General features: G+C 64.0%; 18 protein-coding genes. 3 read left to right on the top strand and 15 right to left on the bottom strand.

Annotation, left to right across the window (positions count from 1 at the left end):
• Positions 1-43 precede the first annotated feature (43 nt).
• The 5 genes from IW252_RS12085 to IW252_RS12065 all read right to left on the bottom strand — a co-directional run bounded on the left by IW252_RS12085 (position 44) and on the right by IW252_RS12065 (position 8979).
• Complete coding sequence (locus IW252_RS12085; RefSeq protein ID WP_196836784.1) at positions 44-1501, bottom strand: sensor histidine kinase; 1458 nt, start codon at positions 1499-1501, stop codon at positions 44-46.
• Position 1502: 1 nt separating this feature from the next.
• A complete protein-coding gene (locus IW252_RS12080) occupies positions 1503-6335 on the bottom strand; it encodes an NAD-glutamate dehydrogenase (RefSeq protein WP_196837260.1) in 4833 nt (1610 codons plus the stop codon).
• 70 nt (positions 6336-6405) lie between these two features.
• Entirely contained in the window at positions 6406-7671 is a 1266-nt protein-coding gene (locus tag IW252_RS12075) for an AAA family ATPase (RefSeq protein WP_196836783.1), read from the bottom strand.
• Positions 7668-8324, bottom strand: coding sequence for a hypothetical protein (locus IW252_RS12070; protein WP_196836782.1), 657 nt, complete (start codon positions 8322-8324; stop codon positions 7668-7670). The genes IW252_RS12075 and IW252_RS12070 overlap by 4 nt, the downstream gene beginning before the upstream one ends.
• Before the next feature lie 112 nt (positions 8325-8436).
• Positions 8437-8979, bottom strand: a complete 543-nt coding sequence (locus tag IW252_RS12065; RefSeq protein ID WP_196836781.1) for a hypothetical protein — start codon at positions 8977-8979, stop codon at positions 8437-8439.
• A 143-nt stretch (positions 8980-9122) separates the two neighbouring features.
• Between IW252_RS12065 and IW252_RS12060 the strand changes: the two genes are divergently transcribed.
• Positions 9123-9974 carry a LysM peptidoglycan-binding domain-containing protein gene (locus IW252_RS12060; RefSeq protein ID WP_196836780.1) on the top strand — a complete coding sequence of 284 codons (852 nt, stop codon included), beginning with the start codon at positions 9123-9125 and terminating at the stop codon, positions 9972-9974.
• A 218-nt stretch (positions 9975-10192) separates the two neighbouring features.
• Positions 10193-10678, top strand: a complete 486-nt coding sequence (locus IW252_RS12055) for an Rv3235 family protein (protein ID WP_196836779.1) — start codon at positions 10193-10195, stop codon at positions 10676-10678.
• 65 nt (positions 10679-10743) lie between these two features.
• Here IW252_RS12055 and secA read toward each other — a convergent pair whose 3' ends face one another.
• The 8 genes from secA to IW252_RS12015 all read right to left on the bottom strand — a co-directional run bounded on the left by secA (position 10744) and on the right by IW252_RS12015 (position 21132).
• A complete protein-coding gene (secA, locus tag IW252_RS12050; RefSeq protein ID WP_196836778.1) occupies positions 10744-13476 on the bottom strand; it encodes a preprotein translocase subunit SecA in 2733 nt (910 codons plus the stop codon).
• Positions 13477-13639: 163 nt separating this feature from the next.
• Positions 13640-14311, bottom strand: a complete 672-nt coding sequence (gene hpf, locus IW252_RS12045; protein ID WP_196836777.1) for a ribosome hibernation-promoting factor, HPF/YfiA family — start codon at positions 14309-14311, stop codon at positions 13640-13642.
• A 110-nt stretch (positions 14312-14421) separates the two neighbouring features.
• Positions 14422-15189, bottom strand: coding sequence for a ComF family protein (locus tag IW252_RS12040; RefSeq protein WP_196836776.1), 768 nt, complete (start codon positions 15187-15189; stop codon positions 14422-14424).
• A gap of 315 nt (positions 15190-15504) precedes the next feature.
• Positions 15505-17232 (bottom strand): LpqB family beta-propeller domain-containing protein, encoded by a 1728-nt coding sequence (locus IW252_RS12035; protein WP_196836775.1) that lies wholly within the window; start codon positions 17230-17232, stop codon positions 15505-15507.
• Entirely contained in the window at positions 17229-18842 is a 1614-nt protein-coding gene (gene mtrB, locus IW252_RS12030; RefSeq protein WP_331271533.1) for an MtrAB system histidine kinase MtrB, read from the bottom strand. Before mtrB ends, IW252_RS12035 begins: the two co-directional genes overlap by 4 nt.
• 44 nt (positions 18843-18886) lie before the next feature.
• A complete protein-coding gene (gene mtrA, locus IW252_RS12025; RefSeq protein ID WP_196836773.1) occupies positions 18887-19564 on the bottom strand; it encodes an MtrAB system response regulator MtrA in 678 nt (225 codons plus the stop codon).
• A 96-nt stretch (positions 19565-19660) separates the two neighbouring features.
• A complete protein-coding gene (locus tag IW252_RS12020; RefSeq protein WP_231366002.1) occupies positions 19661-20725 on the bottom strand; it encodes a uroporphyrinogen decarboxylase/cobalamine-independent methonine synthase family protein in 1065 nt (354 codons plus the stop codon).
• A 5-nt stretch (positions 20726-20730) separates the two neighbouring features.
• A complete protein-coding gene (locus IW252_RS12015) occupies positions 20731-21132 on the bottom strand; it encodes a chorismate mutase (protein WP_196836772.1) in 402 nt (133 codons plus the stop codon).
• 75 nt (positions 21133-21207) lie between these two features.
• Between IW252_RS12015 and IW252_RS12010 the strand changes: the two genes are divergently transcribed.
• On the top strand, positions 21208-21591 hold the full coding sequence (locus IW252_RS12010; protein ID WP_196836771.1) for a hypothetical protein: 384 nt from the start codon (positions 21208-21210) through the stop codon (positions 21589-21591).
• Between the two features lie 4 nt (positions 21592-21595).
• Here IW252_RS12010 and mnmA read toward each other — a convergent pair whose 3' ends face one another.
• Positions 21596-22741, bottom strand: a complete 1146-nt coding sequence (gene mnmA / locus IW252_RS12005) for a tRNA 2-thiouridine(34) synthase MnmA (RefSeq protein WP_196836770.1) — start codon at positions 22739-22741, stop codon at positions 21596-21598.
• The gene (locus IW252_RS12000) at positions 22738-23976 is read right to left on the bottom strand and encodes a cysteine desulfurase family protein (protein ID WP_331271532.1); all 1239 of its coding nucleotides are present in this window, start codon (positions 23974-23976) and stop codon (positions 22738-22740) included. Before IW252_RS12000 ends, mnmA begins: the two co-directional genes overlap by 4 nt.
• Positions 23977-24011 lie beyond the last annotated feature (35 nt).

Raw genomic sequence — 24011 nt, 5'->3', positions numbered from 1 at the left:
CCGGCCCATCGCCGTTCGTGCACCGACGTCGCGGTGAGGCGAGCTACGCCGTCGGGTCCACGGGGAGCGTCACAATCACGCGGGTGCCCGAACTCTGGCGTGGTTCCCACCGGATTTCGCCCCCCAACTCGCTCGTCACCAGGGTCCTCACAATTTGCAGCCCCAAGCCACTCTCGCCGGGCTCCTCGGTGATGCCCACGCCGTCGTCGGTGATACTGACCTGCAGCATTTCTCGACCAGAGTCGTCCCGAACGCGATCCGCGTCCAGGCTGACCGTCCCATCCCGCTCCCCGAGGCCGTGCTCAACGGCATTGGCCACCAATTCATTGATCACCAGAGACAACGGCGTCGCGATCTCGCTGAGCAACGCGCCGAAGGTCCCCGTGCGCTCCGTATGGACCACTTGACCGGGAGAGGCGACTTCGGCCGCCAGCCTGAACTGACGGTCAATGAGCTCGTCGAACTCAACGTTTTGCGTCAGCCCTTGAGACAGGGTTTCATGGACCAGCGCGATCGTCGCCACACGGCGCATCGCTTGATCGAGGCCGGCCTTGCCCTCCTCAGATTTCATCCGCCGCGACTGCATCCGCAGGAGGGCAGCCACCGTCTGCAGATTATTCTTCACCCGGTGATGAATCTCCCGAATGGTGGCGTCCTTGGTCACGAGTTCCATCTCGCGGCGCCGCAGTTCGGTGACGTCACGGCACAGCAGCACCGCTCCGTACCGAGTAGCTCCATCCCGCAATGGAATCGCTCGCAGTGACAGAGTGACACCATGCGCGGTCATCTCTGTGCGCCAAGGCATCTTGCCCGAAAGTACCAGCGGTAGCGCCTCGTCGGACATCCGCCGGACGCGCAACAGGGACGACGCCAGTTCGGGCAAAGAGCGGCCCTCGAGACTGTCGCTCCCACCGAGCCGCCGAAACGCAGAAACGCCATTAGGGCTCGCGTACTCAACGACACCATCGGCATCCAGCCGGATCATCCCGTCGCCGACGCGCGGCGCGCCTCGGCGGGACCCGGTCGGCGAAGCAAAGTCGGGCCAGATGCCCTGGTGGCACATGGCGAGGATGTCGCGCGCACACTGGCGGTACGTGATCTCCAAACGCGATGGTAGCCGCGAACCGCCGAGATCAATATGGCTCGTCACGACGGCTAAGGTACGCCCGGACCGGCGCAGCGGCACGGCCTCGATATGCATCGATCCGTCCCCGGTGGCTTCTTGAAGCTCACCAGTACGCCATGCTCGGTCCACCAAGGACTTGAGGTCCTTACGGATGCGCTCACCGACGAAGTCGGTATGGAACACCGTGTGGCTCGTTGAGGGGCGAACATGCGCTAGCGCAATGTACGAGCCATCCGGCCCCGGGTGCCAGAGCACCAAATCCGCAAAGGCGAGATCAGAGACCAGCTGCCAATCCCCCACGAGGAGATGCAGCCAGTCCTCATCCCCGGGCCCAAAGTCGGCATAGGGCCGGATGGCCTCCGTAATGATCGCCAATTTACCTCCGCACGATAGAACGCAACAGTCGCAAGGCTACCGAGAGCGATGCCATATCGTCCCGTTCTTGACGGTTGACCTCATCGAACACTTGGCGGACTCGCTTGAGGCTGTGTTCCTGGCGGGCCTCCCATGCGTCCACCTTCTCCTCCGGGGTTCCGGCCTCGCTCCCCTGCAGCGCCGATTCGGCGATGTCCAAGGCGGTCGTATAGACGTCGTCGCGGAGACCCGCGCGGGCCAACGACTGCCAACGGTCATCGCGTGGCAGGCTCGTGATGCGTTCAAGCAGCTCGTCAATCTGGAAGCGCTCGTAGACCGTGTAGTAAACCTGCGCGAGTTCGTCCGCGTCCAGCCCGGTTTCCTGAGCGGTCTGAGCGATGTCCAGCAGCGGGAAGGTCTCGAACTGCTCCGACCAGCGCTTGGCGAGGTTGGCCCCAACCTCCCACTGACGAGCGTCTTCGTAACGAGTCGCGACCCGTCCGGCGTCGTTCTCACCCAGCAACGACTGCATCTTGCCGGACAAGTGCTGGACCGCCGGACGGAGCGTATCGATCGATTCGGCGATGGGCTGGTCAGACACGTGGGCCAAGAACCAGCGCGTCGTGCGATCCAGCATGCGCCGCGTATCGAGTTGGAACTGGCTCCATTGCTCGGTCGAGAACGACACAGGCAGCTGGTGCACGTCGTCAAGAATCCGGTGGAACTCGTAGATCTCTTGGAGCGCCACGAACGCGCGGGCCACATCGAGTTCCGTCGCCCCAGTCTCCTCCATCACCCGGAACGCGTAGGTAATTCCGCCTTCATTGACAATGTTGTTGGCGACCACCATCGCCACAATTTCCTGCTTGAGGGGGTGGGTCTGAATGTCCTCGCCGAAACGCTCCCGCAGCTTGGTGGGGAAGTATTCCACTAAGGTCTGATCGAAGTACGAGTCATCAGCGATCCGGGCCTTGGTCAACGCAGCAGTGAGCTGAATCTTGGCATATGCCGCCAAGACGGACAGCTCCGGCGCGGTCAGGAATTGGCCCTCGGAGCGGCGCTGCTCGAGCTCCGCTTGCGACGGAAGGAACTCAATCTCGCGATCCAGTCCGGCGTGCTGCTCGAGCCAGTCCATGAGGCGCTCAAAGCTCGAGTTCCAGGATCCCAGACGCTGCTGATCGTTGATCAGCATGATGTTCTGCTCGATGTTCGTCTGCAACACCAGTTGACCGACTTCCTCGGTCATCGACTCGAGGAAGTCCGCGCGGTCAGCTGCGTCCAGACGACCGCGTGCCACGAGCCGATCGACGAGGATCTTAATATTGACCTCGTGATCCGAACAATCAACACCCGCCGAATTATCGATGGCATCGGTATTGAGCAGGACCCCCTTGAGGGCGGCTTCGACTCGTCCGAGTTGGGTGAGGCCCAGATTGCCGCCTTCGCCGATCACGCGCGCCCGGACCTCTGAGCCGTTAATGCGGATGGCATCGTTGGCACGATCCCCCACGTCGGCGTGCGTCTCCGCCTCGGACTTGATGTACGTGCCAATGCCACCGTTATAGAACAGGTCCACGGGCGCTTGCAGGATGGCGCGCAGCAACTCAGGAGGAGTCAGCGTCTTCGTGCCGGGCTCAAGCCCGAGCGCCTGACACACCTCAGCCGAAATGGGAATGGTCTTCGAATGCCTCGGGTAGATGCCGCCTCCCTCGCTGAGGAGGGATTCGTCATAATCAGCCCAACTCGACCGTGGCAGGTCAAAGAGGCGCTGGCGTTCGGCGTACGACGCCGCAGCGTCGGGACTTGGATCGAGGAAGATATGGCGGTGGTCGAAAGCGGCCACGAGGCGAATATGTCGCGACAGCAGCATGCCATTGCCAAAGACATCTCCACTCATGTCACCCACGCCGACCACAGTAAAATCTTGGCTCTGGGTGTCGTGATCCAGCTGTTTGAAGTGGCTCTTCACCGATTCCCAGGCTCCACGGGCGGTAATACCCATGGCCTTGTGGTCATAACCCACCGATCCACCCGAAGCGAAGGCATCGCCGAGCCAGTGGCCCATCTCTTCAGAAATCTGGTTTGCGGTGTCGGAGAAGGTCGCGGTCCCCTTGTCCGCAGCGACCACCAGGTAGGTGTCATCGCCGTCGAGCCGCACCACGTTGTCAGGTGGGATCACCGTCTGCGATCCGTCCTCTGCGATGTCCAAGTTATCCGTGACCGACAGCAGCGACCGAATGAAAATTCGGTAGGCAGACTGACCGGCCTCGAACCAAGCGCCGCGATCGACGGCCGGGTCCGGAAGCTGCTTGGCGTAGAACCCACCCTTGGCGCCATCGGGGACAATCACAGCGTTCTTGGTGACCTGAGCCTTGACGAGGCCCAACACCTCGGTCCGGAAGTCTTCCCTGCGGTCCGACCAGCGAAGACCGCCACGAGCAACAGCGCCGAAGCGCAAGTGGACACCCTCGACGCGGGGCGAGTAGACCCAGATCTCGAACTGCGGACGCGGGTAGGGCGCCCCGTCGATCTCACCTGGACTGAGCTTGAAGGCCAAGGCATCCACACCCTTGGCAAAGTAATTCGTGCGCAGGGTCGCGGAGATCACGTTTTCGAAGCGCCGCAGTAGACGGTCCGCGTCCAAGGTGGCGACTTGGTCAAGACCGCTGCCGAGCGTCTCTCGCGCCTCTCCGACGGCGGCATCACGCGAGGAATCACCCAGGTCTGGAGCAAACGTGGCCTCAAAGAGATCCACGAGTGCTTGGGCCACGACGGGGTTGGCCAGCAAGGTGTCGCCCATGAACTCGTAGGAATTCGAGTTCCCGAGTTGGCGTAGGTACTTGGCATAGGCGCGCAGGATCGTCACCTGACGCCAGGTCATCCCCTGGGCCAGGATCAGCCGGTCAAAGGTGTCGCTCTCCGCGTCCCCGAGGGCCACGGCGCGGTAAGCCTCGGCGAGCAGTTCATACGCGTTCTCTGTTTCACGGCCCTCCGGAAAGCGCAGGCCGAAGACATACAGGTGAAGTTCTACACCGTCACCTCGACGAATCACATAGGGGGTCTCGTCAATGACTTCCAGTCCCTGATTCGTGAGCACCGGAAGGATGGTACTGAGGGACATTGTTGAATCGACGTAGATTTTAAGGCGCGCGCTCAGACCACGCTCCAATTCGTCATCCACCGCCGGACGGATCCGTACGACGGGTCCCTCGTGATTCGCGGATTCGAGAAGAGTGAATTCAGCGATGTCATCCAGCGCGTCTTCGACTTCAAAAGCCACCCGATAATCAGGCGGGAAAGCGTCTGCCCAGAGCGCGGTCAGTTCCTTGGCCGTGTCCGGTTGCTGCTCACCGATCACTTGGGCTACGGCCTCTGGCCATGAGCGAACGGCCCGGACCAACCTGCCTTCGAGCTCACGCCGGTCGACTGATGGGACCTCGCCGCCACCCGTCAGACGGATCCGGAAGAAGACACGCACGAGCGAGGACTCGCTCATGTGCACCTCGAAGTCGAGGGATTCCGAATGGAAGGTGTCCTTCAGCTCCGCCTCAATGCGGCGTCGAACGTTCGTCGTGTACCGATCACGGGGCACGAATACCAGCGCCGACATAAACCGGCCGTACGTATCGGGCCGGAGGAAAACGCGGGTCACGCGCCGCTCTTGCAGCCGGAGGATGCCCATGACGGTCTCGTAGAGATCGTCTGTTCCGATCTGGAACAACTCGTCGCGAGGATACGACTCGAGGATCGTCACGAGGTCTTTGCCGGAGTGGGACGTTTCCGAGAACCCCGCGCGGGTACGTACCTCTTCGACCTTGCGCCGTACCACGGGAATTTCACGCACGGATCGGATGTAGGCGTTCGACGAGAAAAGCCCGATGAAGCGACGCTCCCCCGTGACATTGCCTTGGTCATCAAATGATTTGACGCCGATGTAGTCGAGGTAGACGCTCCGGTCGACTCGGGAGCGGCGGTTGGCTTTCGTGATCACGAGTGGCGAGCGCTCCCTCGCATGCTCGCGACTCAAGGCGTTGAGCTGTTGGATGCGCGACGTTGGGATGTTTCGACGCATCAGCCCGAGGCTGCTGTCGACAGAAATTTCGAGGGCGTCCTGCCCCTCGGACTGCGTCAGCGAATATTCGCGATACCCCAGGAAGGTGAAGTGTCCGTTGTCCAGCCAACGCAGTAGCTCCGCGGCCTCGCCAAGGCCGTCCACATTGATCCGGCTGCGCTGCGCCTCCAACTCGGCCACAATTTCCTGAACTTTGTTCCGCATCAACTGCCAGTCGTCAACGGAGACCCGCACGTCCTCGAGCGCGGCTCCGATGCCTTCGACGAGGGCTTCGGTCGCGTCGTCGTTCTTCTCGGACCCCAGTTGGACGGCGATCCACGACTCGATCTTGGTGTTGGCGTCTGCATCGCGCAGAAAATGGCTCATGCTCGGAAGGGTGGCCGTGTCCCCACTGGAGATTGGTGCCGAGGTCGCGATCGGATCCACCTTCGTCAGCTCGCCCGTCGCTTCCTTGCGCTGAACGATGAACGTGGGATGTGTCACGAGGGTGATCGCGTGCTGTTGCCGGACAACTTCAGAGACGACCGAATCAACCAGGAACGGCTTGTCGTCGGTGACCACATAGATCACCGTGCGCCCTTCTTCAGTGCGGGTTGTCACGAGGGATTGGGCCTCTTGCCGCTGGTATCCGAGTTCAAGGTGGTGCTCAACGCGCCGATGCAGATCGGCCTCGTCGTAACTTGCGGCGTCTTCCTCGGCAAGGTGTCCGTAGTAGGACTCGATGAACGAGGATGTAAGCGTGTCAGCGATGAACCGTTCGGCCATGCTGGACCCCGTCGACATAATGAAGGCCTCCATGTAAAGGTTTTCTGCCGCACCATCGCGGCATGGTAAGCCCCACACTATCGCCGGTTTAGCTCCCGGTCACCCTAGCTCCACGGCGCGGTGCAAAGAGAGATCTACGAGGCACCACATCATGACCCGCCAGTTGGGCGATCGCGATCCGGAGTGAGCTGTTGGGAGCACACTCGGCTAAGGCCGTACCGGCCAGCAACGCCTCCGCGGTCGTCTCTGGTTCCCACGGCAAGTAACCCCGAATAGGTGCGGCCGGACCGAATCTGTCCCACGTCTGCCGCAATTGGCGCTCAGGATGCGTCCCCACGCTCTCACGCCGCACCTTATTGAAAACCACCCGGGGAACGGATCCGGGAGACACCTCCTCCAATTGCTCTAGCGCCTTGATGAGACGAGGCACGCCGATCGCGTCGGCTTGTCCCACCGCGATGACCTCGTCCGCCTGTTCGACGACGACGGCGCTCGCGGCATTACGTTGCGGCGCCGCCGTGTCGAAAGACAGTTCTTCGTCCAGTTCCAGCGGTGCTGCCACGTCAATCACCACGAGATCCACCACCGTCCGCAGGTAGTCAAGCACTCGTTCGAGCGAGGCTTTACGCAATTCCGGCCAACGGTGCGGCCGCGGCAGTCCCGTCGCAACTCGTAGCCGCACCCCGGAGACGTGCAGCAGCGGACAAGCACGCTCGTAGCCTGACCGATCCAAGACGCCTTGGTCAGAGAGGCGGCACAGTTGGGCCATACCTGCCGATTCCTCCATCAGACCTAGATAGGCCGAAACGCTGGCCCCGTACGTGTCAGCGTCAAGAAGTGCCACGCGCGCCCCGGCGAGCGCTGACTCGACCGCGTAATTGACGGCGACCGTGGTGCGTCCTGGGGAGCCCACCGGACCCCAAACAGCCACCACTTGCCCTCGCGTGGCTGACGGTTCTGGTGGATGCGTCGGATGGTCGACCGCGGGCACCGCGGTTGGTTGGTGCCGCGGTAACGCAGCGAGGGTCAACTCGAGAAGGTCAGCAATGGCCTGCGGCGTCGACATCGCCGACTCGCACACGGCACCAAGTTCCTCGAGCCTCCGGCGCTCGGCGGCATCGTCCACGAGCACGAGCACGGCGGCTCCGCGCTCTCGCAAGCCATCAATGACGTGCGCGTCCACATCCGGCGAGGGCCCGGCCAAGACTGCGGCATCGGCCAAGCCTGATTCGACGAGTGCGATGGTCTCTAGGAGATCGTCACATTGACGGGCGATGGTGACCGAGGAGCGCAACGCTTCGATACCGTCGCTCATGCCGATGGTGTCGGCCCACACCACGACGGATGCGCTCATTGGTTAGCTCCCGCCGGAGCGTAGATCACCGTCATCTTGGCATCAGCGGCGAGTGCCCCGAGGAGGGCAGGGAGGTCCTCATCGGTGACCAACAGCTCCAAGGTCGTCCCCGACGTCCCGCCGAACCCCGTCTCCACTGGTTCAACAGCTGCCACCTCGAGTCCGGACAGGATCTTGGTGGGTTCACCGTATCCGCTGCCGGAATCGTGTGGCTGCGCGGCCCAGACATCGACGTAGGCCCCCGCAGTGATGGCATCGGCAACCGTTCCGGCAATCGGAACTGCTACCGGCTTGCGCCCCTGGGCTTCGATCCCTTCGAGGGCGCGCCGCGGGACGAGTTCGCCCGCCGGAACAAAAGCCGCCGCGCGCGCAGCGGGATCCAGCTCTTCGTCGGCAGGCAAATAATGGCCCTCGAGCCCATCAATGCGGACCGACACGACGTCGAGTTGCTCTGCTGTCACAGGGTCCCCGACGGTGAGCTCGGTCTTCGCCGCATAGACCGAAATGGTGCGATCCATGGCCGAAACGAGCGCGACGACGGCGACAACCGAGACGATGATGAGCAACAGGCCGATGAGAAGCCGTGGGTCCCTCCACCCAGGGCGCTGAAGTCGCCGCGCATCGTTGGAATTCGCTGCGGTCTCGGTATTCACGTTCCACCCTTCGCTTGATCTCGGGGCCCCGACGGGACGAGGCACCGACTATCACTCTATCGAGCGGAAGAAATCACGGTAGGCCAAGACGTTAATCTGTGGATAAGCCCGCTCAGGTAACCCGCTGGATGGCAGCAAGGGATCCGAGCGGAAGCAGCAGGCGCTGGCCAGCGCCCCTCGCGCCCAGAACGTCTCCCACGTCATGGGCAGCCAACTGCACGAAGTCCGTTCCGACGAAGTCGAGTGTCCCGGTCGCTGCTGGCGCCCCATCAACGGTAAAGACACGCACTGGGCTCCGATCTCGCGCGATAGCGCGCAGGGCCAGCTTGAGGCCGACTCGGGCGCGGCCCTCGTCAGTAGCGCGGGCCCCAATCCCCGTCACCGAACGAATAGCGGCCGTCAGCAGGAAATACTCCACTGGGCCAGCGGCGAGTGTCAGCCATCCCTGGCCCGAAGAGGCGAGCACGCCGGAAAATCGCTCACCACCGAGGATCACGACGTCTAGACGATGCCCAGTAGCCGCATCGAGTCGCCCCGCTAGGTGGGTCTGGGAGCGCTCATAGTTGACCAACTCCTGCACTTCGAGCTGCCGCAGCCGCGTCTGCTCGCTATTGAGCTGGGCCTCAAGGTCACCGAATAAGTTCTCCCACCGCATGAAACCACCCTAGATGGCTGGGCCACCACGCGAGAATGCCGCTTGTCACAGCAATCTCTGGACAGAACACCAAATAAATGCAAGCATGTTGCTCATAATCACCAAACCACACGAAACTGAACATTTCGAGGTAAAAAGTCATCATGCATAGCCGTAAGGAAGAACAGAGATTTCGGCCCGCCCCACCGACGGCCAGAGGCACCAGCAGCTCGCGCCGGTCCCGGGCCCACCCCTCCCATCCGCGGGGCCGCGACTGCGCAGTAGCCGCGTCCACGTGCGCGCTAGCGCTGGGTATCGCCGCGGGCGGCCTCCACTTGTGGCAACAGGCCGTTCCTGCGGGAGCCATGTGGCTCGAGCCCCGCTCGGTGGACGATGTCGCAACCGTGGTGGCTCTCGCCGCCGCCGCCTTGGGACTCGTCCTCGCCAGCTGCTGGCTCCTCGCCGTCGTGGCCGCCTTTCTCGGCGCGCTGCTACTCCGCCTCACCGGGCAGCGGACCGGCCGCGGGCTCACCGCTGTGGCCCCTCAATTCATTCAGCGACTGGCGCTCACCGCCGTAGGGCTCTCACTCGTGACGGCCCCGGTGGCGCACGCAGACCCCCTTCCACCTGACGGCACCCCAGTCGCAGCCGCGACCATCTCACCTGGGTGGACCTCTACCGCCACCACCGAGCCTCCGGAGTCAGCACCTGAACAATTGCGCACTTCACCGCCATCGCCCGCTTGGCAACCAGCGCGCCCTGCGCAACAGATCGACAGGCTCCTAGGAGGCACCGCTCGCACGTCGGCGGAAGAAATCGTGGTCCAGCCAGGAGACTCCTTGTGGACGATCACGGCCCGAGCACTGGGCTCCTCCGCCTCGGCCGCCGAGGTCGCCGAGGCGTGGCCCCACTGGTACCACGCCAATCGCGACACCATCGGGCCGGACCCCAACCTCCTCATCGCAGGAACCACGCTTCAGTACCCCAGCAAACAGACTGCAGCCGCCATCCCCTAGACCGCACCTTCATGTCACGCTTCCCAGCTCACGACAGGAGAAAAATAATGTCCGCTCTCACCAACAAATTGTCGGCCACACACGATCCGGCTACACACGCGCCCCGGGCGACACGACCGGACGTTCCCGACCTTCTCGACGTCTCACGGACGCCCAAGAAACTGCGCCTTGTACCCCTCACCGAACTCACAGGTCGACCGCCACGGGATCCGTCAACTGTGCGTCGATTCGCGGACCTCCTCCCGGCACCACCCACTCCATCCGCGTGGGGGACGCCCCAACCCGAGGACGCCCCCACCGCGGCCGCGCCGCTGCGAGACGCCACCAAGACCACGAGGCCCTCAGCTACCCCGGACGGAGAGACCCTCCGCGAGCACCAGGAGCTTTCCCGCCTAGCTCGCGTGGTGGCCCAGAGCGCCTTCGAGGTACTCACGGGTGGTCGGACCGCAACGCAAATGCGCCGCTGGCTGGACGGTCCCGTGCTTGAGCGGCTCCGGGAACGGAGCGAGTTGGCGATGCGAGAAGTCGCCACACAGCGGATGAACCGCACCATCACAGTCCGGCGTTCACGCATCTGCCGGATCACCAATGACATCTTCGAGGCCTCGGTGGCGGTGCAATGCCACGATCGCCACCGAGCAGCGGCGTTGCGGCTCGAGCGGCGCCGCGGCCAATGGAAGGTCAGTGCACTGGAGCTCGGCTAGATCCACGTCCGCAGATCTAGCCGAGCTCCTGCCGGGCTCGCCGGCGTTCCATTCAGCGGAATGGTTTAGCTGTTTTTCTTGCCCTTGCCCGACTTGCGGCGTTCGGCTCGATTCGACGGCTTCGACTCCGCCGATTTCTCCCGCTCGACGCGAGTAGCGGCTTGCCCTGATTCGCTAGGAGCCGTGTATTGCAGCGTCGCAGGCTTCGCCGGGGCCCCGAGGCCTGGCGTCTTGAGGCTTGGAGTCTGCGTCACGGAGCGGGCGTCCTTCACTCCCGGAAGTCCCACAGTCTCCTTCTGCTGCGTTTCAACCTTGACGTTGAAGAGCATGCCAATGCTCTCCTCGCGGATGGCCTCCATCATGGTCTGGAAAAGGACGTACCCCTCACGCTGATACTCCACCAGCGGGTCGCGCTGGGCCATGGCGCGCAGGCCAATGCCCTCCTTCAGGTAGTCCATCTCATACAAGTGCTCCTGCCACTTGCGACCGATAACACTGAGCACCACGCGGCGCTCCAGCTCACGCATGTTCTCGGACCCGATCGCTTCCTCACGGGCCTCGTACTGCAACCGCGCGTCGGAGGCCAGCTCCTCGTAGAGGAAGTCGGACGTCAGGTTACCGCGCCCACCGGCCTCTTCCGCGACGTCGTCAAGAGTGATGGACATCGGATAAAGCTGCTTGAGGTTGACCCAGAGCTGCTCCAGATTCCAGTCATCTGGGTTCCGCTCGCTGGTCGCTTCATCCACCATGGCCTTCACCACGTCTTCGAGGAAGTGCTGAACTCTCTCGTGGAGGTCATCACCTTCGAGAATGCGACGACGATCTCCGTAGATCGCTTCACGCTGTCGATTCAGCACGTCGTCGTACTTCAAGACATTCTTGCGCTGTTCGGCATTCGTCGATTCGACCTGCGCCTGCGCCGTCTCGATGGCCTTAGACACAATTCGCGACTCGAGCGCCATGTCGTCCGGCAGGTTCGGGTTACTCATGATGCGCTGGGCCGCCGCGGCATTAAACCGCCGCATCAGGTCATCCGTCATCGACAGATAGAACCGAGACTCCCCAGGATCGCCCTGGCGTCCCGAACGACCACGGAGCTGGTTATCAATGCGCCGTGACTCGTGGCGCTCCGTACCCAGAACGTAGAGGCCGCCCAGCTCACGGACCTCCTCCGCCTCAGCTTCGACCTTGGCTTTGGCCTGGTCGAAGACCTCGGACCAGACCTTCTCGTATTCCTCAGGTTGTTCCTCGGCATCGAGACCGCGACGGTTCATTTCTTCTACCGCCAAGAACTCGGCGTTTCCACCGAGCATGATGTCCGTACCGCGGCCTGCCATGTTGGTGGCCACCGTGACGGCACCCTTTCGGCCAGCCTGAGCGATGATGGATGCCTCACGCGCGTGCTGCTTGGCATTGAGCACCTCGTGGCGCACCCCAGCCTTCGCCAGCTTGCGGGAGAGGTACTCGCTCTTCTCAACGCTCGTGGTGCCCACCAAGACGGGTTGCCCCGCGGCGTGGCGCTCAACGAGGTCTTCCACCACCGCGTCGAACTTCGCGACCTCGTTCTTGTAGATCAGGTCCGACTGGTCTTTGCGCTGCGCCGGGCGGTTGGTGGGGATCTCGACAACGCCAAGTTTGTAGGTGCTCATGAACTCGGCTGCCTCGGTGGTCGCCGTACCCGTCATACCGGAGAGCTTCTTGTACAGGCGGAAGTAATTCTGGAGCGTGACGGTCGCCATCGTCTGGTTCTCCGCCTTGATTTGCACCCCTTCCTTGGCCTCGATGGCCTGGTGCATGCCCTCGTTGTAGCGCCGCCCCGCCAGCGTGCGGCCCGTGTGCTCGTCCACGATGAGGATCTCGCCGTTCATGACGACGTAGTCCTTGTCTTTCGTGAAGAGCTCGCGAGCCTTGATGGCGTTATTCAGGAAGCTGATCAGTGGGGTGTTGGTCGTCTCGTACAGATTGTGGATTCCGAGGTGATCCTCGACCTTCTCAATGCCCGGCTCCAACACACCCACCGTGCGCTTCTTGACGTCGACCTCATAGTCAACTTCGGGCTCGAGGCGGCGCACGATGCGCGCAAACTCCGTAAACCACCGGTTGATGTCGCCTTGGGCCTGACCAGAAATGATCAACGGCGTTCGTGCTTCATCAATCAAGATGGAGTCCACCTCATCGACGATGACAAAGTGATGTCCGCGCTGAACCAGCTCTTCCTTGGACCAGGCCATGTTGTCGCGCAGGAAGTCGAAGCCAAATTCGTTGTTCGTGCCGTAAGTGATATCTGCGTTGTACTGCTCGCGCCGGGTCGGCGGATCCTGCTTGGACAGGATGCAGCCGGTCGTCAGGCCGAGGAAACGGAAAACGCGCCCCATCAGATCCGACTGATACTCGGCGAGGAAGTCGTTCGTGGTAATCACGTGGACGCCGTCGCCCGTCAGAGCATTGAGGTAGGCCGGCAGGGTTGCCACCAAGGTTTTACCCTCACCAGTGCGCATCTCGGCGATGTTGCCCAAATGAAGCGCGGCGCCACCCATGAGCTGGACGTCGAAGTGACGCATTCCGAGCGTGCGTCGTGATGCTTCACGGACTGCCGCGAACGCTTCCGGCAAGAGCGCATCCAGCGACTCCCCGTCCGAGTACCGTTCCTTGAGACGGTCCGACTCTCCTCGCAGATCCTCATCGGACATCGCCATAAATTCGTCCTCGAGTGCGTTGATTGCACTGACGTATCGGCGGAGAGTTTTCATCGTCTTCTTGTCGCCGGTACGCAGAACGCGTTCTAGCAGTGACGCCACGTGGTAGCTCCATATTCTTCGGCACAGGAAATCTGGCTAGGTCAGTCTACGTGAGTCGAAGGCCAGCGCCGTGTCATGTGCAACGCGCGTGGTACGCCCAGACCACACGACGCCGGGTGGGGCACCCGTTTCAGGTGCCCCACCCGGCGCTCAGGGAAAGTGGTTAGACGGCCGCTGCCTCGCGGTAGTGACGCGTTTCCACCGTCTCTTCGTCATCGCAGGATTCATCCAAGGTGATGATGCCGTAGGCCCATCCCCTTCGGCGATACACCACTGACGTTTGCCCGGTTGCGTCGTCAACGAATAGGTAGAACGGGTGTCCCACCAGTTCCATGCGGTCCACGGCGTCATCAACGCTCATTCGTGTGGCTGGGAAGACCTTGCGCCGGATCTCGACCGGGTTGTCCTGATCCACCTGCCCGTTCGATTCAGCGGCTTCCTGGGCCGCCGTGACGTGGAGAGGAACGTCGGTGTCGACGGGCTCGAGGCCTCCGGTCGCCTCGAAGACCGCGGTGGGCGTGTGCCGGCCGTGATGCACTTTCTGCTTGTCTCGCGCTCGGCGTAAACGCTCAAGCAGTTTTGAGAACGCCTGATCGAAAGCGGCGAACTTGTCGCCTGCCTTGGACTCGGCGCGGATGGCGGGGCCTCGTGAAACGACGGAGAGCTCAACCGTTAGCTGAGTCTCGGGGCGCTTCGAGTGCGGCTCCTTTGTCACCTTGATGTCCAGCCGCTGAACCTTTGAGGCCAGCTGCTCCACCTTGCCAACCTTTTCCGAAACGTACTCACGGAATCGGTCGGAAACGCTGATGTTGCGTCCGGTGAACGTCATCTCCATGGTGTCCTCCTGCTTCTTCGGGTGACACGACAACGGGTTCGGGATCCCTCCCTAACCGCTGAAGATGGGTGCTTACCCTCGTCGATGAGGTGCCCATACTTCACCGTAATTCACCCCGGCCCAGAATCAAGGTTTTCGACAGAGATTTCTGTTTCACTCTCGGCGGACGTCGCCCGCGGGCTGTGCGTCGCGGCGACCACGGCGGCTCCCAACACCGTCATTCCCGCCTCCGTCACCACGCGATACACCTCGCTGAGTGTGGCACCCGTGGTGAGGACGTCGTCGATCAGCAGGCAGGGTTGCCCCTCGAGATCGTCCCCTCCCTCGCTGCCGATGCCAACCCAACGCATCGTGCCGCGCACCGCCGTCCTCGATCGCCGGCCCTGAACTTTCTGGCCCCGGCGCTGTGCGGAGACGCCACCGTCGAGGGCCCCTTCGATGGCCGAGCGCAAAGGCCCCTCAGGGATCGTTGCCGTCCATCCCTCCCTCACCCCGACCAGTGAGGCGACGCGGCACGAGGCGGGCAGTAGTCCCCGATGTTCTAGCGAGGCCAAGAGCACTCCGACGGGGAAGTATCCGCGGCGCAAGCGTGCCGAGAGGCGGCCGGGAACCGGAACCAGATACAGCGTCCGCCGCGGCCCGTGATCGCCGACACCGTGCCATGACAGTTGCACGCTCAATTCCGCGGTCAGCCGGTGAATTGACCGAGCCAGTGCCGGAGCCAGAACGTTCCGAAGCCCCAGCCGTCCGCGATCTTTGAACGCCAACAGGCATGAACTCAGCTCTTGGCCGTACTGTCCTGCTGCAACGACGGGCAGCGGCGCAAAAAACTCATCCAGGGGCAGAGATTCTGCCGCCGCTTCAACTCGCTCCGGCAAGACCGTCGCCCGACGCACACGTGAACGGCAAGGACCGCAAAGGACCGCATCGGCTGCGCCGCAGTGGACGCAGTCAGTGGGCAGCAGGAGGCCCATAAATTCGCGGGCCCACCCCGCGATCAGCGCCACTGCGGGCGAGGTAAGCGCTGCGTCGAACCGCACAGCCCACCCAGCAGACCGCCGTCGTATCCCGTACCCCATGCTGGCCCTCCTGATCCGGGGACCACGATGCCAGTGGAGGCCGAACGGTGAGTGTCCAGAACACGACGTGGTGGACGAACAGGGTCCTCGCCCCCCGTGTGGACGGCGAGTGCGTTACCCCGGGTAGGCCAAATCGCTGGCCGTGCCCTCCTGCTTTTTCCACACGCTGGAGACGCGGGAGTAGACGCCCTCCGGTGTCTGGCCGTACATGATGATCTGGTCTCCTGGAGCGCTGGAGAGGTTGGTCATGCCCAGCAGCGGCGTGAACTGTTCACGTGTTCCGTCCAGCCCAATCCGTTCCGGACTCACCGAGGCATCCGCCGCGGGCGCGTAAACGATCACCGCGTTCTCCGAATCCCACACGGCCCGCGTGGCCTCGACGGTCGTTTCCAATTCGATGGGCTCCGTGAACCCACGCGGGACACCCGTTGAATCCCGCACGAGGCCCACGATGAAGACCTCCGATTCGCTGCCCTGCTGGGTGACGACGACGGCGCGCGTGCCGTCGAGTGAAACCTTGAACGAGGTGACCGTCCGGTCCCCCAACCAGTCCGCAGCGATCGTCCGACGCTGATGGTCTTGCACGGTCCCTTCCGGCGGGGTGCGCACGACGTTGACCTGTCCGGTGGCCGAGTCAACCATCCAGTGCCACCCGTGGACGTCGATGCTCGGCCGAATCAGTTCCTCGCCGGTCACGACCACCTGGGCCTCGCCATTGACCACCATGACCATCTGGGTGCGGCTGCTGTCGAGGAACGAGTACTGATTCCCGTACTCCTGCCCCGCCGGAGACATCGCCGGATCCTGCGGCCCGTACTCGCTGATGTCCTGCATGTTGCCAATCGTCAACACGCCGTCTCCTTGGTAAAACACCAACTGACCATCCGAGACGGCGATCTGCGTGTCGGCCACCGACGGCTGGGTCTCGACGGTGCGGAATTCGCTCGCGTCGGTACCGACGACGACGGGCGCCTGGTTCACCGTCATCACCACGCTGCCGATGTCCGTCACCCCTTGGAGCGTGATCTGCAGTTGCTGTTCCATCCGCTGACGCTGCAAGTCGGGAACGCCCTCAAAGAGGTTCTCCGCGAAATCGACCTCCGCAGTGCCCGCCGAGACAGGCACCGAATTGCGTGCCAAGGCGCTGTCCGACGGAAACGCGCTCACGGCGGCGTTCTCCAAGTACGACGACGGCCCGTCGAGCAGGGCGGAGACCAGCGCCGCGGCGAGGGACTGCCGAGCGGCGAACCACCGGTAATCCGGCACGGCATAGCGGTAGGTCGGGTCATAAAAGTACAGCGGGTACGCCGAGAAGACGGCCTCAAAGCTGCTCCGCTCGAGCAGGGTACCGTCCGGCGACTCGGCGATTCGCCACTGCCCATCGACCTGACGCAGCACCATGTCCAACGTCTCGATCCGCGGGCGTTCGTAGCGTGTCATGCGGCCGAAGTTGTCGATCTCCGCCACCACAGCGACCTCGACGCCAAAGGCGCCTTCGCCGGTGTTCGCCGCAATGTTGGGCTGGTCCTCATAGATCAGCGTCCGCGAGCCCGGCTGCCAGCTCCTCGACAGCTGCGGGCCGAGGAAGGACCGCGCCGTGCTGTAATCATCCGCGGGACCAAGCCCCGCCGTGATGAAGCCGGAGATGATGTCCTCCGGCTCAGCGTCCTGCTCCGGGCCAGGGGGCGAAAACGCGTAGTCGATCTCGTCGGGACGCGAGTTATCCGGTGCGCTGGTCCCCACCGGGCCGGAAACGGGGATCGTCCCACATCCAGTCAGCAGGAGCGCCAGAGCCGCGACAAGGGCCAGCAGCGGGCGCCATCGGCGTACAGAACTCGTCACGAGGTGCTCCTTCCCTGCTCCGGCGCCGTTCCGTGGCCGGCTTCGAGTTCGCGGGGTGACGGTTCGACGGGCGGCAACGCCAAGGGCACGACGGCGATGGAACCACCCACTCGCTTGGGCAACGTCAAGCGGAAGCAGGCGCCCTCACCCGGCTGGCCCCACGCATCGAGCCGGCCCCCGTGCAATCGCGTGTCCTCGGTGGCGATGGACAAGCCCAAGCCGCTGCCGCCCGTGGTGCGCGCACGCGCAGGGTCTGCGCGCCAAAAGCGGTCAAAGACTCGCTCGGCCTGCTCCGCCGACATGCCGAGCCCGTGGTCCCGAACGGCCAAGGCCACAGCCGATTCGTTGCTCGCCACGTACAGATCAATGCGCCGGCCCTCTGAATGCTCGATGGCGTTCATGACCAAGTTGCGCACGACGCGCTCGATGCGCCGGGGATCCATTTCAACGAGGCAGGGGCCGTTGTGGTGCACGTGGAGTTCCGCTCCCGCCTGCTGAGCGTGCGGCTCGGCGGTCTGGATGACGCGCTTGACGACGGGCATGAGGTCGAATTCGTCCGTATCCAGTACGGCCGCGCCCGCATCGAACCGGGAGATTTCGAGCAAATCGTTGAGCAGGTTCTGAAAGCGCCCCACCTCGTTGTACAACAACTCGGCCGACCGTTGGTTCACCGGGTCAAAGTCCTTGCGCGCGTCGTGCAGTACCTCAGCCGCCATCGCCACGGTGGTCAACGGTGTGCGCAGCTCGTGGGAGACGTCGGAGACGAACCGCTGCTGCATCTGGGACAGCGTGGCCAGCTGAACAATCTGGTCCTGCAAGTTGCCCGCCATGTGGTTGAACGACTCGCCCAGGCGGGCCAGTTCGTCTTCGCCGGCCACTTCCATGCGCTCTTCCAAATGCCCGGAGGCCAATCGTTCGGAGGCGTTGGCCGCGGTGGAGACCGGCCGGACGACGAGCCGCGTCGTGTACCACGCGATGATGCCGATGACGATCAGGAGCAATCCGCCGGCCAGCGCCACGGTGCGGTGGAAGAAGCCGAGGGTCTCCTCCACACTGGACAAGTCGTAGATGAGGTAGAGCCCGTAGTCACGGCCCGGCGGCAGGGAGACGCGGGTGCCGAAGGCCAGGCCGGCGACGTCGACGTTGTCCTTGGTAAAGGACATGGACTCCCAGTAGACCCCGGACTGCTCGCTGACCACGCGTTCGAGGTCCACTGGGACCACACTGGTGGTCAGGCCCGGGCTGGTGGTCGCAGGCACATACAAGTCCGTGTCACCCGGGAGCGGGGAGAGCACGAAAGAACGTTGGACGTTCACGCCGTCGCCCTCGGCTTGCTGCAGGGTATCCATCACATCGGTCTTGACCTGATCGGAGTCGCTTGCCTGCAGAGATTCGAACGTGGCCTTGACGTAGTTGAGGCCACTGACGGCCTCCGATTCGACCTGCCGGAAGCGGTCGTCAAAAAGTCCGGAGGCAATCTGGTGGGACAAGAACAGTCCCGTGGCCCCGAGCGCGAGGACGGACAATGACAGCGTCATCGTCACCACACGCAGCTGCAGCGATCTCCGCCACAGCAGACCGGCTAGACGCCACACGATGCGCGGGCGCACGAGGAGCCGTCTGCCCCATCGGACGATGGGCCGGAACATCTGGGTCAGTTGGTCCCCGCCTTGTATCCGACGCCGCGTACGGTCATGATGACTTCCGGCTTTTCCGGGTCCCGCTCAATCTTTGAACGCAGGCGCTGGACGTGCACGTTGACCAGACGCGTATCCGCCGCATGGCGATATCCCCACACCTGTTCCAACAACTGCTCGCGGCTGAAGACCTGCCAGGGCTTGCGTGCCAACGCCACCAAGAGTTCGAATTCGAGCGGCGTGAGGGAGATGGGCTCTCCGGCGCGGGTGACCGTGTGTCCGGCCACGTCCACGGAAATATCACCGATTCGCAACGTCTCCGGGTCGTGCTTCTCCCCTGGCCGCAGCCGCGCCTTGACTCGCGCGATCAATTCCGCCGGCTTGAACGGCTTGGGCACGTAGTCATCGGCCCCGGATTCCAACCCACGGACGACGTCGGCCGTGTCCGACTTGGCGGTGAGCATGACAATCGGCACGTCACTCTCGGCGCGGACTTGCCGGCACACTTCGATCCCATCGATGCCGGGGAGCATGAGGTCGAGGAGCACGAGGTCAGGCTGGACCTCATGAAAGGTATCGAGCGCCTTCGCGCCGTCGTTGCAAAACACGGGCTCGAAGTCGTCGTTGCGGAGGACGATGCCGATCATCTCAGCCAGCGCGTCGTCATCGTCAACCACCAAAATTCGGGCCTTCATGGCTTCCCTTCGTCGCTCCCCACAGACACGGCTGCCACCGCGTACACCTGCTCCTCAGCCTAGCGCCTCGCGCGCCCAGCAGCATCTCGCGGCGCGCTAGGCGTCCGCCATGATCTGATTGAGCGCCTCCGCCGTCTGCTGCAATCGGGTCAGGACCGCCCGGACGTGGTGCGGTGCAACGTCGTCGAACCCATCCGTTGGCAGGAGTCTCAGGCGCCCGAGGGACGCGTCGGTCAGTCCCACGCTCCGCCACGGGCCGCGCACCGCCTCCACGCACCGGAGGACTCCGGGCGGCTCACGCCGCGGATCAATCAGCCCCAGCCAGAGCGAGGTACCGCCTTCAACCAGTTCGGCCAATTGCTCCCACGCGGGCATATCCAACGGGCTGATGGGCAGAGCAATTCCCGTGCACTCAGCCCCGGTCATGGCCTCTGCCACGGCGGCCAGTGAGCGCGGGGCGGCGTCCGTGGACAATACGACGTCGTCCGCTCCCGCCTCCCGCGCGGCCTGGATCACGGTCCGCCACGCCCGCAACATTTCCTGCCGGCCGATGGACCGCAGGGTGCGGTAGCCGCTGGCGGTAGGTACCGCACCCTCCAGGATGTCCGTCAGGCCCGGCTCATCGAGATGCACTGTAACCCGCGTGGCACCGGCCCCGCGCAGGGCCCCGAGGTGGTCTGTCAGCCCGGCCGCCAGCGACTCCGCCACATCCCGCCGGGCACCGTGATCTGACAAGGCACGCTCGCCCGTGCGCAGAAAGAGGTCTCGCGCTAGCGAGAGCGGGCCGCGCAAGCGTGTTTTGAGCTCGCGGGTGGGTGCGTCCTCAGCGCCCAGTGCATCGGCGAGAACGTTGATATCTCCGCGCAGCAGCGATTCGGCGCGGCGACCCTCGTGGCCCGGCGCATCGACCAACTGCCAGCCATAGGTTCGCACGTCCGCGGAGAGTTCGGACAGGACCGCGACGGTGCGCCCCACGGGGTCGGCACCGACTCCCCGGGCGGGCAGTTCGACGAGGTGCGGCACATGCGGCGCCCCCAGCTCGCCGCGGATCACGCGCGTCGCCTCCACGGGATCCGTTCCGGGCATGTCGCCATGAGCGCTCACGCGAACGGATGCCGACAGTGTTGACTCGCGTGTGGGGGCCGAAGAATGATCAGGCATGCCGATCAGGTTAACGGATCCGCGCCATCGCCGGCCCGCGAGGCGGAGATGGCTTGGTGGTGCCGGATGACCTCGGAAATGATGAAATTCAGAAACTTCTCCGCAAAGGCAGGGTCTAGCTGTGCATCCTCGGCCAGCCGCCGGAGGCGAGCAATCTGTGCCGCTTCCCGGCCCGGGTCTCCCGGAGGAAGGGCATGCTCCGCTTTAAGGTGCCCCACCCGCTGGGTGGCCTTGAATCGCTCGGCTAACAAATACACGAGGGTTGCATCAATATTGTCGATGCTGCCACGGACCGCGAGCAGTTCCTCCATCACGCCGGGATCGACCTCGCCCCGCAGCGAACTGGCGTGCGGGTCGTAGTCGCCGCTGTGGCGCTGGGCGTTCGGCGTCGGCTGCGTGTCGCTCATACCCACCAGTCTAGGTGGGCCTCCACTCCACGCCCGGTTCGGTTCCACAGTGTTGCGCGCATATGCTGGCAGCCTATGTTGACCCGCCGAGATGCCGCCATCGCCCTAGATATCCCCCTCGAGATGGCCAAGCGCCACGGTCTCCCCGCCCGGATGCAGGAGGCCGACGTCGACGACCTGCGGGCCAACCCTCCGGCGTGGCTTGCCCAATCGCAGGCCAATCGGACGGGAAAACGTCCCGTGTGGCTGCACCTGACCTGCACGGTCTGCGGTTTCACCGAGGCCGTCAGGCCCAAAAAGTGGTGGCCTGACTTCGACTACTTGTATTGCGCGGACCACGGCGACCGACTGCTCCCCGCCGTTGCTCCGTTGCACGTGCGCTGCGAGTATCCAGGGGTCGGCACGCGCCTCACCGGCGTCGTGGATGAACCGAGCCGCCCCGGGTCATCGGCTCCGTAGCCTCCTAGGACACGGCAGCCGGATCCCACTTGAGGCTGCGCGCTGAGTTGATGGTCGCTTGACCGAGCACTCGCGTGCCCTGATAGAGCACCATCGTCTGACCCGGCGCCACGCCCTTAAGCGGCCCCTCCAGGTCAACGACCAACTCGGTGGCGACGTCGTCGTCCTCCACGTCCTGCGTCAGGACGGCGGTGGCGGGCACGGGATCCGCGTGGGCGCGGACTTGCACCATGCAGTTGAAGCGCTCCCCCGTCTCCGCCTCCTTGATTGGCAGGCCCGCCCAACTGATCTTGATCCCCCGCAGACGGTCCACCTCGAGGAGGTCCTGGGGACCGACGACCACCTTGTTTTCCTTCGGCCGGACCTCGAGGACGAACCGCGGCTTGCCATCGGCGGCCGGACGGCCAATCTTCAGGCCGCGGCGCTGACCTACCGTGAACGCGTTGGCGCCGGGATGCGTCCCCAGAGACTGGCCCTCGTGGTCCACGATCTCGCCCTCGCTCATCTCGATGCGCTCCTCGAGCCAGCCGCGGGTGTCGCCGTCGGGAATGAAGCAGATGTCGTGACTGTCGGGCTTATTGGCCACGGTGAATCCGCGGGCCTGCGCCTCCGCCCGCACTTCGGCCTTGGAGGGGGTATCCGCCAGTGGGAACAGTGAGTGCTTCAGCTGCTCGTGCGTGAGCACGCCCAGAACGTAAGACTGATCCTTGGCCCAGTCCGCGGCCCGATGGAGCTCGCGCGAACCATCGGGATGTTCAATGACCTTGGCGTAGTGCCCCGTGCACACGGCGTCGAACCCCAGCGCCAACGCCTTCTCCAGTAGCGCCGCGAACTTGATTCGCTCGTTGCACCGCATACACGGGTTGGGCGTGCGCCCGGCTGCGTACTCGGCGATGAAGTCGTCGACCACGTCTTCCTTGAACCGTTCGGAAAAGTCCCAGACATAGTAGGGAATGCCGAGTTGATCGGCCGCGCGCCACGCGTCGTTCGAGTCCTCAATCGTGCAGCAGCCCCGACTGCCCGTCCGCAGCGTCCCGGGCATGCGGGACAGCGCCAAGTGCACCCCCACGACGTCGTGCCCTGCGTCGACGGCGCGTGCCGCGGCCACGGCGGAGTCCACTCCGCCGCTCATCGCTGCCAAGACCTTCATGATGAGAATCCCGTTCCTGCTGTTCGAATACTGCTTTCCGTGCTGGCCATCCCGGCCTTTTTAGCCCGCGCGTAGGCTTCCGCGATGGCGTCCACGAGGGTGTCAACGTCTTGCGGCGTCGTTGTATGCCCCAGGCTGAACCGCTGCGCCCCGCGGGCCTGGTCCTCGCTGTACCCCATGGCGAGCAACACGTGGCTCGGCCGCGGAACGCCCGCTGTGCACGCGCTGCCCGTCGAGGATTGCACACCCAGCATGTCCAAGACGAACAGCAGCGAATCACCTTCACACCCCGGAAAGGTGAAATGCGCGTTGGCCGGCAGCCGCTCCCCGCTGTGGCCCGCGTCCTCCGGGCCGGAGAGCCGCGCATCGGGCGCGGCGGCCCGCACGCCGGCGATCAGCCGGTCCCGCAGCCCCGCCAAGCGGGCGGACTCGTCGGCAAGGCGAGCGACGCCGTCGCGCGCGGCCGCGGCGAATCCGGCCGCCGCGGCGGCGTTGAGCGTTCCCGAGCGCATGGACCGCTCGTGACCGCCACCGTGGATCACGGCCGTCAGGCTGACATCGCGCCGGACCAGCAAGGCGCCAATACCCACCGGACCACCGATTTTGTGGCCACTCACGGCGAGCGTGGCCACACCAGAGGCAGCGAAATCGACGTCCACAGCGGTCACCGCCTGTACGGCGTCGGTGTGCACGGGAATGTCATAGCGCGCGGCGAGCTCGGCGATGCGAGCCACCGGCTGCACGGTACCGACTTCATTGTTGGCCCACATCACCGCAATGCAGGCGACCCGCTCCGGCGCGGCCGCGAGCTCGGCTTCCAGCCACGCACAGTCGACCTGACCGAGCGCATTAACGGGGATCCACCGCACCTGTGCACCCTCATGTGATTGCAACCACTCCGCGGTGTCCGTCACGGCGTGATGCTCGATGGAGGAGACGTAGATGACGTTGCGCTGCGGCTCAGCCGCGGTGCGCGCCCAATAGAGGCCTTTGAGCGCGAGGTTGTCGGCCTCAGTTCCTCCCGACGTGAAAATGACCTCCGTGGGATGACACCCCACGGCCGCCGCGAGGTCTTCGCGAGCGTTTTCCACCACTCGGTGTGCTCGGCGCCCCGCCCCGTGCAACGAGGAGGGATTGCCGGTGCGCTCCAGCTGCTCCGTCATCGCGGCCAAGGCCACGCGCGACATCGGCGTGGTGGCAGCGTGGTCTAAGTAGACGGGCTCGGTGGCAGTCACGGGGTTGCAGGCACCTCATACAGGCTGGTTCAGGG

Origin of the sequence: Zhihengliuella flava, from assembly GCF_015751895.1 — a bacterium.
GTDB classification, from domain to species: domain Bacteria; phylum Actinomycetota; class Actinomycetes; order Actinomycetales; family Micrococcaceae; genus Zhihengliuella; species Zhihengliuella flava.
This window is presented reverse-complemented; position numbering and strand designations above follow the sequence as displayed.